The 12,413-nt window shown below is 69.9% G+C and carries 7 protein-coding genes; 1 reads left to right on the forward strand and 6 read right to left on the reverse strand.

Annotated features, from left to right (window positions below):
* Genes mbtD through OQ789_RS10670 form a run of 4 tightly spaced genes read right to left on the reverse strand, consistent with a single transcriptional unit; the run spans position 1 to position 8,637 of the window.
* Positions 1-3,036: a mycobactin polyketide synthase MbtD gene (gene mbtD / locus OQ789_RS10655; protein ID WP_324685782.1), complete on the reverse strand. Its 3,036-nt coding sequence runs from the start codon at positions 3,034-3,036 to the stop codon at positions 1-3.
* Positions 3,036-4,376: a polyketide synthase gene (locus OQ789_RS10660; RefSeq protein WP_324685567.1), complete on the reverse strand. Its 1,341-nt coding sequence runs from the start codon at positions 4,374-4,376 to the stop codon at positions 3,036-3,038. The genes mbtD and OQ789_RS10660 overlap by 1 nt, the downstream gene beginning before the upstream one ends.
* Positions 4,373-5,134, reverse strand: a complete 762-nt coding sequence (locus OQ789_RS10665; protein ID WP_324685569.1) for a thioesterase II family protein — start codon at positions 5,132-5,134, stop codon at positions 4,373-4,375. Before OQ789_RS10665 ends, OQ789_RS10660 begins: the two co-directional genes overlap by 4 nt.
* Before the next feature lie 8 nt (positions 5,135-5,142).
* Positions 5,143-8,637, reverse strand: a complete 3,495-nt coding sequence (locus tag OQ789_RS10670) for an amino acid adenylation domain-containing protein (protein WP_324685570.1) — start codon at positions 8,635-8,637, stop codon at positions 5,143-5,145.
* 111 nt (positions 8,638-8,748) lie between these two features.
* Between OQ789_RS10670 and OQ789_RS10675 the strand changes: the two genes are divergently transcribed.
* Positions 8,749-10,407: a (2,3-dihydroxybenzoyl)adenylate synthase gene (locus OQ789_RS10675; protein ID WP_324685571.1), complete on the forward strand. Its 1,659-nt coding sequence runs from the start codon at positions 8,749-8,751 to the stop codon at positions 10,405-10,407.
* Between the two features lie 40 nt (positions 10,408-10,447).
* Here OQ789_RS10675 and OQ789_RS10680 read toward each other — a convergent pair whose 3' ends face one another.
* Both OQ789_RS10680 and OQ789_RS10685 read right to left on the reverse strand, forming a co-directional pair.
* Positions 10,448-11,509 carry a 3-deoxy-7-phosphoheptulonate synthase gene (locus OQ789_RS10680; protein ID WP_324685573.1) on the reverse strand — a complete coding sequence of 354 codons (1,062 nt, stop codon included), beginning with the start codon at positions 11,507-11,509 and terminating at the stop codon, positions 10,448-10,450.
* A 194-nt stretch (positions 11,510-11,703) separates the two neighbouring features.
* Positions 11,704-12,345, reverse strand: a complete 642-nt coding sequence (locus OQ789_RS10685) for a TetR/AcrR family transcriptional regulator (RefSeq protein WP_324685574.1) — start codon at positions 12,343-12,345, stop codon at positions 11,704-11,706.
* Positions 12,346-12,413: the final 68 nt, after the last annotated feature.

The following is a 12,413-nucleotide window of genomic DNA, read 5'->3' on the forward strand; positions in this document are numbered from 1 at the left end:
CTAGGAGTCCAACCTTTCTAGCATCGCGAGCGTTGGGTGGTGCGCACCGCTGGTGGCGGCGGCGCGCCCCAATGGCGCCGCGGGCCCGCCGGCAGAGTCGGCACGCAACGTGTCGATCAGTTCGGTCACGGTGATGCCGCCGAGCATGCGCGACACCGGAACCGAATTGCCGACAGTGCGGCGCAGCCGCTTGCGCAGGTCGAGCGCGAGTAGCGAGTCCACACCCAGATCGATCAGCGACGCGCCCAAATCGATCGACAGCGAATCACCCACGTGCAACGTCGCGGCGAGTTCGGCCCGCACTATCTCGGCGAGGGGCCGCTCGACCGGGCCTTCGCGGTCCTCGTCCTCGGCGGCGCGTGCCGTGGTGAACGGCATTGGCATGGACTGACTTTCGAAGAACACCCGGAGCCGATCGAAGTCCGCGTCGAAAATCAGCGGGTCGCCGTCCTGGCGGCGCAGGCTGGCCTCGATCGCCCGCTCCGGCTCCATCGCCACCAGACCGGAGCGCTCGGTGCGCGTGATCTCGTCGCCCCCCACCACCCCGGCGCCCTGCCACAGGCCCCACCGGATCGCCGTGCAGTCGCGGCCCGTGGCGCGCAACTGCGCGGCCAGCACGTCGAGCATCCGGTTGGACGCCGCGTACGCCGCGTGCATGTAGCCGCCCCACACCCCGAATACCGAGGAGCAGGCCAGGATCCGGCAGTCCGGCCGCAGCGGCCACATGTCGGCCAGCACCGCCAATCCACGCACCTTCGCCGCGCAGACCGCCGCCACGTCCGCGCCGGTGAGATCCGACCGCGAGAGGGCCCGCGCGATGCCCGCGGCGTGGATCAGCAACGACGCACCCGGCCCCGCAGAGTTCGCGGCGACCGCCGCCACCGCGTCGTGATCGGTGATATCGCAGCGTGGGGCGCGGACTTCGGCGTCATATCCGTCGGCGAGCTCACTGAGTACGGCCGGATCAACGCCGTTGCGGCTCAACAGGGTGACGGTTCTGGCGCCGCGTTTCAGGCAATACCGCGCGTACTGCAGCCCGATGGCTCCGCTGCCGCCGGTGATCACCACGTCGTCCAGCGCGGCGGCATCGAGGCGCGGCGCCGATTCGCACGACGTACGGAACGTCCGGACGAGGCGGCGGGGCGTTTCGGGGCCCCGCAAGGCGATTTCGGCCGCCTCACCGAGCAGCACCTCGACGGCGGCGCGTGCCGTGGCGGGATCGACATCGCGGTGCTCGAGGTCGAGATGCCCGAATGCCTGGTCGGGGAATTCGAAGCCGACGCTGCGATGCATGCCCGCCAGCGCCGCCTGCGCCGGCGAGACGTTGGCGTCATCGTCCGTGATCTGTTCGGCGCCCGCGGTGAGCAGCCAGACGGCGCGGCACCGGGGGCCGATCAGCGCGGGGTAATCGGGTAGGCCGGCGTCGGACCGGGCGGCGATCTCCTCGATCGCGGCGGTGGCGTCGAGTTGGTCGAGCTCGGCCGCGGCCACCACGACGACTTCCGCGTCATGCGACGGCACCTCCCGGCAGCTGCCGTGTGCCGCAACGGCTTCGGCGAGCCGTCGGGTCAGCGGGCCCGTCCCGGCGAAGCCGATGTCGGTGGCGGCCGAATTCTGGGTGAGCGGTGCCGTCGTCGGCCGCCAGCCCTCGACGCCCACGGTGAGTGCCGGCTCCGGCGCCACCTCGGTCAACCGTTCCGGCGCCGCCCACAGGTACACCGCCCGCATCGGGGCGTTCGGGAAGCCCCGCAGCGCGGGCCGGTCGGCCCGCGGGACCGCGTCGGTCCACCTGCAGCCGGGGTCGGCGATCGCGACGGCGGCGAGGCCGGCCGAGAGCGATTCGGTGATGGTTCGGTCGCGATGCCCCGAGCCCACGATGACGGTCGAGTCGTCCTCGACGACGTCGCCGAGCGGGTACAGCAACGACGGGTGCGCCGAGAGCTCTACGAACGCGTCGGCCCCGCACGCCCGGGCGGACTGCACGGCGCGATCGAATCGGACTGTGCCGCAGAGGTTTTCATACCAGTACTCGGAGAAGTCGGTGGTGGCACCCGGCTCGGCGCCCAGCGTGGAGCCGATGAACCGCACCGGGCCGTCCCGGAACATCGAGCGAGGAGTCAGTTCGGCCAGCCGCTCCCGCAGCGGCCGCAGCGCACTGGTGTGGCCCGGATAGTCGACGGACAGTTGCTGGCCGAAGATGCCGCGCTGCTGGGCGAGCCGCACCACGGCGGTCACCGCCGGGTGGTCGCCGGCGACCACCGTCGACGACGGCCCGTTGACCGCCGAGACTTCCAGCCAGCCCGGCGCCTCGGTCAGCAGCGACTCCGCGGTGTCCAGGCCGGTGCCGAGCACCGCCATGGCGTAGCTTCCGGTCAGCCGGTCGATGACTGTGGCGCGCGCGATCACCAGCTTGACCGCGTCGGGCAGCGAAATCGTTTCCGCCACATAGGCCGCCGCCAACTCGCCGAGGCTGTGACCGATGGTGACGTCGGGCAGCACCCCGCAGGACCGCCACGCTTCGGCCAGACTCACCGCGTGGGTGAACTGCGCGCCCTGGATTTCCGGGCGCGACCAGTCGCGTGCGTCGTCGCTCACCAGATACGGCAGCGGAGAGGGGAATTCGGCCGTTGTGAACGCATGCGCGCACCGGTCGGCGGCCTCGCGGTAGGCGGGTAGCCGCCGGTAGGCGTCGGCCCCCATCGCCTGCCACTGATTGCCCTGGCCGGGGAACACGAACGCGAGGCGCGGCGGCGTCGTCCGCGCGGAGTGCGACACCAGTTCGTGGTCCTCGCCGCCCGCGATCGCGGCCAGTCCCGCGAGCAGCTCGGTACTGTCCGCCGCCCGCACCACCGCACGGTGACGTCGCACCTTGCGCAGGTGCAGCAGGGTGGACGCGACCGCGGCGGTCAGGTCCGCCGAGTTCCCGACGCGACCCAGGTAGTCCGCGACCGCCGATGCTTCCCGGCGGACCAGCTCCGGGTCGTGGGCGCTGAGCACCACCGGGATGCGCCCGTCCGGTAGTCGATGGGTGAGCATCATGCGTCCTCGGGCAGGGAGACGATCAGATGCGCGTTGGTGCCCGCGATCCCGAACGCCGATACCGCCGCGATACGTTGTCCGTCAACGGCGGCCCACGGTGTCAGGGTCTGCGCCAACCGTAAACCTTGTTTCTCCCATTCGATTTCGGGGCTCGCTTCGCCGGCATGCAGGGTCGGTGGCACGGCGCCGTGCTCGGCGGATACCAGCACCTTCGCCAGCCCCAGCGCGCCGGCCGCGGCCAGCGAGTGCCCCAGGTTGGACTTCACCGAGCCCAGCCAGGCCCCTGCGCCCGGTTCGGTGTCGCCGTAAGTCTGCGCCAGCGAGCGCAACTCGGTTCGATCGCCAAGTCGGGTGCCGGTACCGTGTCCCTCGATCATCCCCACCTCGGCGGGTTTGATCGCGGCCTGGCTGATCGCGCGCTGGAACAGCCGCACCTGGGCGTCACCGCTGGGCGCGCTCAGGCCGGCGCTGCGCCCGTCCTGATTCATGGCGGTAGACAGCACCTCGGCGAGGATGTGCCGGCCGGCGCGCAACGCGGCCGACTTACGTTGCAGCACAAACATCGCCGCGCCCTCGGCCCACACGGTGCCGCTCGCCTGCGCGCTGTAGGGCCGGCAATACCCATCGTCGGAGAGCGCATGCTGTTTGGAGAACTCGACGAAGAAGCCCGGCGAGCCCAGCACGTTGACCCCACCCGCGATGGCCAGGTCGCAGTCGTCGTTCTGCAGGGAGCGCACCGCGACATGGAAGGCCACCAGCGCCGACGCGCACGAGGAATCCAGCGTGAGTGCCGGCCCGGCCAATCCCAGCGTGTAGGCGATGCGGCCTGAGATCACGCTGAGCGCGGTGCCGGCCAACAGGTGACCGCTGTGTTCGGAGAACTTGGCCATCTCCGGCCCGTAGCCGGTGGCCGAGGCGCCGACGAAGCAGCCCACTTCGTGCCCGGCCAGGTCGTCGGGATTGATGCCGCTGTTTTCGCACGCACGCCAGGCCACCCGAAGCGCCACCCGCTGCTGCGGATCCATCACGACGGCCTCGCGGGGTGAGATTCCGAAGAACTCCGGATCGAATGTGGTTGCGCCGGTGAGGAAGCCGCCGCGGTCATGAATCTCTTTGAAGCCGCTGCGGCGAGAGTTGGCCAGCAGTTCACGCACCGCCCACCCGCGGTCGGTGGGGAACGGGCCCAACGCCTCGCGGCCGTGTGCCAACAGATCCCAGTACGCCTCGGCGGTTTCGATGCCGCCGGGTGCTTCCACACCCATTCCCACGATCACCACGGGATCGGCGCCGCCGGCGTCCGGGCGCGCGCTAAAACCACTGTCAGACATCGGCATCACCCGGCGTTCACCTGCGCGGCGATCGCGTCGACATGGTCATAGAAGTAAAAGTGCCCGCCGTCATACAGCGAGAGCGCGAAGGCCCCGGAGGTGTGCCTTTCCCACTGCCGCAGCACGCCGGTGGCGACGCGGTGGTCGTCATGGCCACCCAGCACGTGGATGTCGGCGCCGATGCGGACGTCGGGGCTGGGGTCGTAGCCGTTGAAGGCCTGGTAGTCGGCGCGCACCGCGGTGGTCAACAGTTCGAAGAACTCCTCGTCGGCAAGCAGTTCGGGGTCGGTACCACCCAGATCGGCGATATCGGCCAGTAATTCGTCGTCGCTGGTCGGCAGTTCGGGCATACCGGCGACGACGCAGGGCGGCGGCCCGGCCGAGACCCAGAGTTTATGCACGGCGGCCCCATGCGTCTCGGCCACGCGGGCGAACTCGAAGGCGACCACCGCACCCATGCTGTGCCCGAACAACGTCAGCGGCGCGACGTCGCCCCATGGAGCGGCCGCGAACAGGCTGGCGGCCAGGTCGTGCACGCTGTGGTGGCCGGGCTCGCTGAGTCGGTCGGCCCGCTGCGGGTACTGCACGATGTAGGTGTCATCGCCGGCGGCCAGCGCCGCCGCCAGCACCCGGTAACTCGCCGCGGCCGCGCCGGCGTGCGGGAATAGCACGGTGGCACCTGCGGGTGGTCGGTGGCGGCGTCCCGGGATCAGCTTGATCCAGGAGGGGAACGTGGCGGACACGGTGATCAGATCATTCAATGCCATTGTGCTATCTATGACTTCGCGGTTTGTCGAGCGGCCGCCAGAACCGATTCGGCGTCCATGCCGACCACTTCCAGGTACAGCTCGGCGACCTGGTCGAGCCGGCCGGGGCCCTCCTCGCCGTCACGCAGCACCGCGGCCAGCGCCGCCACAGTCCGGTTGGCGAAGATGTCGGCGACCATGATGTCGGGTGCGTCCAGCCACGCCCGGATCCTCGCCACCGCCTGCGTGGCGAGCACCGAATCGCCGCCGAGCGCGAAGAAGTCGTCGTCGACTCCGACGTTGTCCCGGCCGAGCAGGTCACCGACGATCGTCGCCAGTGCCGATTCCAAGGGTGTCGACGGTGACCGTTGTCCGGGCCGCTGCGTTTGGGAGACAACGATTTCCAGTTCGCACACGACGGCGCGGCGGTCCAGCTTTCCGGCGTCGGTGAAACCGATCCGTCCGACCATCACGATGTGGCGAGGGACCATGTGTGCGGGGACCAGAGTCCCGAGATGCTGCCGGATCCGCTCGGCGGTCACGGAGGTGTCGTCGGTGCACACCTGCGCGGCGAGCACGTCGGACTCCCCGGACACGGCGATCAGGGCGGCCACCGCCGTGCGCACCCCGGGCACGCGCCGCAAAGCGGTCTCGACCTCGCCCAGCTCGACGCGGTACCCGCTGATCTTCACGCGGTGGTCGGCGCGGCCGCCGAACTCGATGGTGCCGTCCGGCCGGTAGCGGACCAAATCGCCGGTGCGGTACCAGATTCGGCCGTCGTGCTCGACGAAGCGTTCCGCGGTGAGGTCGGGACGCCCGCGGTAGCCGCGCGCGATGCCGCGGCCGGACACCCAGAGTTCTCCGGGGACCCAGTCGGGGCAGTCGGCGCCGGTGTCGTCGACGACGCGGCAGGCGTTGTTGGGCAGCGGGACGCCGAAGGGCAGGGCCGTCCAGTCTTCCGGTATCGGCTCGGTCACCTCGAAAACGGTGTTGTGCACCGGGGTTTCGGTTGCACCGCCGAGGCCGGCGAAACGAAGGTTGGGCGCCTCGGCCCGCAGCCGGCGTACGACAGCCGGTCGCACCCAGTCGCCTCCGGTGGGGACCACCCGCACCGAGGACAGCCGCCCCCGGCCGACCTCGATCAGCATCTCCAGCCAGCCGGGCATGAAGTGCAGCACCGTGACTCGGTGGGTGTCGATGAGCCGGGCCCACGCGTCGGGATCGCGCCGCTGCTCCTCGTCGACCACCACGATCGCCCCGCCGGTACGCAAGGTGACGAACAGGTCCATCACCGAGATGTCGCCTTCCAGGGTCGACAGCGCCAGGCATCTATCGCGCCCGCCGATCTCGAAATGGCGGCCGATGAATTCCACCGTGTTCATCGCCGCGTCGTGGGTGACCTCGACGCCCTTGGGTTCGCCGGTGGATCCCGAGGTGAACAACACGTAGGCAAGCTCGGCGGGATCGATTGCCGGCAGGTCGATCTCAGCGTCGACGGGAGTTTCGCGAAGCACCTCGCCGAGCACCAGTTCGGGCACCGGCAGGGACAGCCGCCGGCCGCCGCACACCAGGGCCAGGGTCACCCCGCCGGTTTCCAGCATGCGCTCGCCGCGGTCTCGCGGCTGGTCGACGCCGATCGGCAGGTACGCGGCGCCGAGGGACAGGATGCCCAGCACCGCCGGAATCTGCTCGGCGGTTTTCGGGCCCATCACCGCGACGGTGTCACCGGCGGCAACACCGGCGGAGCGCAACGCGGCGGCCACCGCCCGCGCCTGGTCGCGCAGTTGCGCGTAGCTGAGGTCACCGGTGCCGGCCAGCACCGCCGGCGCGTCGGGCTGCCGCTCGGCCTGCCGAAAGAACCCGTCGTGCAACGCTTCTCCGCTGGGTTCGGCGGTGCGGGCGTTCGCCGCCGCGCGTACCGCGCGCTGCGCGTCGGGCAGCGCCGAGGGGCCCGGCGCGTCCCACGCGTCGTCGGTGGAGGCCAGCCGGAGCAGCTCGTCGATGTGGTAGGCGAACATGGCGTCGGCGACGCCCGGCGGGAACATGGCTTCGCGCACATCCCAATTCACCAGCACCCCGCCGTCGAACTCGGTGACCTGCGCGTCGAGCGACACCTGCGGGCCCTGGGAGATGATCCAGCCCGGCGTGCCGAATTGGCCTGTCACCTCACGGTTGAACAGTTCGCCGAGGCCCAGCGCGCTGGTGAAAACCACGGGCGCGAGCACCTGGGTGCCGCGATGACGGCTGAGGTCGCGCAGCACCGACAACCCGGGATAGGCGGAGTGGGCCGCCGCCGTGCGCATCGCGTCCTGCACCACCTGCGCGCGCGTCGTCGCGGTGCGTGCGCCGGCGAGGTCGATGTCGAGCAGCAACGAGGAGGTGAAGTCGCCGACCAGCCCATCGACGTCCGGGTGCAGAGGCTGGCGGCCGAATAGCGGTACGTTCAGCAGAAAGCGCGAGGTGGTCGACCAGCGGGCCAGGGTGTTGGCGAATCCCGCGGCCAGCGCCATCGCCGGGGTGATGCCGCGCGCTTGGGCGCGGGAAAACATCGCGTCGCGGGTGTGCGGGTCCAGCCAGTGCCAGCGCCGGGTGCTCTGGTTCGAGCCGCGGCCGCCGATCGACGGCAGTGCGGGCGGGTCCGGCAGGTCCGGCAGGCGCTGCGCCCACCACGCCCGGTCGGCCTCGCGGGCCGGCTGCGGCTGCGCGTCGGCGGCCTCGATGGCGTGGCGGTACTGCCGGTAGGTGTAGCTCAGCTCGGGAAGGTCGCGGCCGCTGTAGACGGCGGCCAGATCGCTCATCAGGGTGCGATAGCTCATCGCGTCGGCGGCCTGCATGTCCAGGTCGACGTGCAGCCGCGACCGCTCGCCGGGCAGCAGCGTCACCGCCAGTTCGAACACCGCGCCGTCCAGCTGCTGGTGTGACTTGGTGTCGCGGATCGCGGCGAGGCGCCGCTCGGCCTCACCGGTGCTCAGTGAGCGCAGGTCCTCGACGACGACCGGGAAGTCGCCGCTCTCGTCGGCCGGAGGGATGCGCTGGGTGCCATCGGGCAGGAATTGCACCCGCAGCATCGGATGGCGACGCGCCAGCGCGTTGGCCGCCGCGCGCAGGCGGTCCGAATCGAGCGGGCCGCCGTCGAACTCCACGTAGAGGTGCCCGGCGACCCCGCCCAGTTGCTGGTTGTCTTGGCGACCGACCCACATCGCGTGCTGCATCGGGGCCAGCGGGAACGGCTCCGCTGCCACGGCCGGGTCGGGCGCCTCGGCGGGCGGGGCCTGCCGGTGGGTGCCCGGCCCGGTGGCGGAGACCAGACCGGCCCAGGCTTCGATCGTCGGGGTTTCGGTCAGGGTCGCGAAGTCGATGTCGATCCCCTGGCGGCGCCAGCGGCCGGCCAGGGTCATGATCCGGATGGAGTCCAGGCCCTGGGCGATCAGGTTGCTACCCGGCTGAACTGCATCGACGCCCACGCCGAGCAGTTCTGCCACCTCTGCCCGGATGTCCTCCGAGCGTGCCGAGGCGTGCACCACTGATCCCTCCCTGCATTAGCAAAGGCTGCCCTAATTTTTTGGTTACCCTATCCTTACTCCCGGCATCCCCGCCACTAGCCCCGTTCGAAGCCACCGCCCAAGGAGTCGTGATTGGCGAACACACCCCAGCCGGCCGGAGCCCGCGACGGATTCGTGCCCTTCCCCGCTGACCGGGCCGCCGCCTATCGGGCGGCCGGCTACTGGGCGGGACGGCCGCTGGACACCATCCTGACCGACGCGGCCCGGCACTGGCCCGACCGGCCGGCCGTGGTGGACGCCACGGGCGACAGCGGCATCGCGTATGCGGACCTCGACGGCCTGGCCGACCGCGCGGCCAGGGGACTGCAGGGCGCGGGTATCGCTCCCGGCGACCGCGTACTGCTGCAATTGCCGAACGGCTGCGAGTTCGCGATCGCGCTGTTCGGGCTGCTGCGGGCGGGGGCGATCCCGGTGATGTGCCTGCCCGGCCACCGGGCCGCCGAACTGGGGCATTTCGCCGCTGTCAGCGGGGCGACCGGGCTGTTGATCACCGACACCAGGGCCGGATTCGACTACCGGACGATGGCGCAGGGGTTGGTCGAGCGGCACGCCGCGCTGCGACACGTGATCGTCGACGGCGACCCGGGACCCTTCACGTCATGGACGCAGCTACGCGATCAGGCGCCCGCCGCCTCACCACCGCCGCCGCCCGACCCGGGATCGCCTGCGCTGCTATTGGTTTCCGGCGGCACCACCGGCACACCCAAGCTGATCCCCCGCACCCACGACGACTATGTGTTCAACGCGCGCGCCAGCGCCGGGCTCTGCGGGCTCACCGCGGACGACGTCTATCTGGCGGTACTGCCGGCCGGCCACAATTTCCCGCTCGCGTGTCCGGGGCTCCTCGGCGCGATGACCGTCGGCGCCGCCACCGTTTTCGGCACCGACCCCAGCCCCGAAGCGGCGTTTGCCGCCATCGCACGCCACCGCGTCACGGTCACCGCGCTGGTGCCCGCATTGGCCAAGCTGTGGGCGCAAGCCTGCGACTGGGAACCGGTGACACCGAAAACGTTGCGGCTCTTGCAGGTTGGTGGCGCCAAGTTGGAACCCGAAGATGCCCGCTCGGTGCGCAGCGCCCTGACCCCGGGCCTGCAACAGGTGTTCGGGATGGCCGAGGGGCTGCTGAACTACACCCGGCCCGACGATACCGCGGAACTCATCGAACACACCCAGGGGCGGCCGTTGTGTCCCGCCGATGAACTGCGCGTGGTCGATGCGGCGGGCGAGCCGGTGGCCCCGGGCGCCGAAGGCGAGTTGCTGGTCCGGGGGCCATACACGTTCAACGGCTACTTCCGCGCCGAGCGCGATAACGAACGCTGCTTCGACCCCGACGGGTTCTTCCGCAGCGGTGACATGGTGCTGCTGCGCGACGACGGCTATCTGGTGGTGACCGGCAGGATCAAAGACGTGATTTGCCGTGGCGGAGAGACGATTTCCGCGGCCGACCTCGAGGAGCAGATGCACACCAATCCGTCGATCTACTCGGCCGCCGCGGTCGCACTGCCCGATCCCTACCTGGGCGAGAAGATCTGTGCGGCTGTGGTTTTCAACGGCCCGCAGCTGTCGCTCGCGGAATTGAACGGCTATCTAAACGAGCGGGGCGTGGCCGCGCACGCCCGCCCCGACGTCCTCGTCGCGATGGCCTCCCTGCCGACCACGCCGATCGGCAAGATCGACAAAAAAGCCATCGCGAGCCAGATTTCGGCGCAGCAGGCACCCGCGCGAGATTAGGGCTGCGCGCTCCCCCTGACCGTCCGGTCACGACGCGGGATCAGCGCACCGCGGCGTAGAGTTCGGCGACCAAGCCCGCCGTCGTCGAGAAGTCCATGCACTGATCGGTCACGGATTGGCCATAGGTCAACTCGCCGCCCAGCGATTGGGCGCCGGCCACCAGGAAGCTCTCCAGCATCAGGCCGGCGATGCCGCGCTCGCCGGCCGCGATGCGCGCGGTCAGCTCGGCGGTGACCTCGGCCTGCCGCACATGGTCCTTGGCGGAGTTGGCGTGGGAGCAGTCGATCATCACCCGCTCGGAAAGCCCTGCTTTGCCTAGCTTTTCGAGCGCTTTGGCCACCGAGGCGGTGTCGTAATTGGGCCCAGAGGTGCCGCCTCGAAGGATCACGTGACAGTCGGCATTGCCCATGGTCTCGACGACGGCCGCACGACCGACGTTGTCGGTGCCGAAGAAATGGTGCGGCGCCGCGGCGGCTTTGACACCGTCGATGGCAACCTGGACGTTGCCGTCGGTGCCGTTTTTGAATCCGACCGGCATCGACAGCCCGGATGCCAACTGGCGGTGCACCTGCGACTCGGTGGTACGCGCGCCGATCGCGCCCCAGGCGACGGCGTCGGCGATGTATTGCGGACTGGTGGGCTCCAAGAATTCGCAACCCACCGGCAGGCCTACGTCGATGACGTCAAGCAACAACCCGCGCGCGATGCGGATGCCGCGTTCGACGTCGAAGCTGCCATCCATGTTGGGGTCGTTGATGAGTCCCTTCCAGCCGACGGTGGTGCGCGGCTTTTCGAAGTAGACCCGCATGACGATCTTCAGCCGGTCCGCGTACTCGGCGGCGACCGGCGCGAGCCGGCGGGCGTAGTCGAGTGCGGCGACGGGATCGTGCACCGAGCAGGGGCCGACCACCAGCAGCAGGCGGTCGTCAGCTCCGGACAAGATCGCCGAGATCTCGTCGCGATCGCGCTGGACGGCCTGGGCACGCCGAACCGTCAACGGCAGCTCGGTGCGGATCAGCGCGGGCGCCGAGAGTTCGCGGAACGACACGATTCGGTGATCGGACGTATCGATGGTCGCCGTCTCGCAATTGATGATGGACATGGAGGGTGTGTGCCTTTCTCTGCCGGCTCCCAGGGCACGCCCGCTGGTTCCGATGCCCTGAAAAACGAAAAGCAGCGACCTTGTGGTCACTGCCGGGCTCCGGGTATCAGTCGTGCGGTTGCGTCAACCAGACGCCACATCGCCGGCTCCGCCCGGAGCCACGATAAAGCGCCAATACGCGCGCACGCCGATATTCACGACGGCGAAGATACCACGTCGGGTCCGGGACGCTGAAAACGCAGTGAATCGAGCAGCCTGTCCATCACCGCACCGGCTTCGGCGCGGGCCCGCCGATGATCGTCGGCGCGGGCGATGAAGAGCGTCGCCTCGCGCAGCGCTCCCATGATCGAAAGGGCGGTCGCCTCGACGGGCTGACCGGGAATGCCGCCGGACTCGATGGCGCCGGTGAGCAATCCGGTCACGAATCCGATGTTGTAGCGGTGTCCGATGTCGCTCCAGCGTTCCCATCCCAGCACCGCCAGCGCCTCGAGTAAGACGATGCGCTGGATCTCGGGTTCGGCGCAGGCATCCAGCCAAAGGCCCGCGCACAGCCGCATGATCTCGACCGGATCGGTGTGGCCCGCGGCCGCCACGGCCTCGCCCATGCGGGCGGCCATCTCGCCTTCCACCCGCTCGAACACCGCCGCGAACAACTCGGTCTTGTCGGCGAAATGGTGGTACAGGGCTCCGCGGGTTACCCCCGCGTCGCGGACGATCGTTTCCAGCGACGCGTCGGCGAATCCCACGGACGCAAACAGCGGCCGGGCTGCGGCGATTAATGCATCGCGCGTCTCGGCCGCACGTTCGGCCTGCGTGCGGCGGCCATCCTTCGCCATCGCCCCTCACCTTTCACACCTGAGTGCATTCATACATACATACCGTATGAAGGTTCGGGATTCCGCCG

The sequence above is a fragment of the Mycobacterium sp. 94-17 genome, assembly GCF_035617725.1.
Taxonomy (GTDB): domain Bacteria; phylum Actinomycetota; class Actinomycetes; order Mycobacteriales; family Mycobacteriaceae; genus Mycobacterium.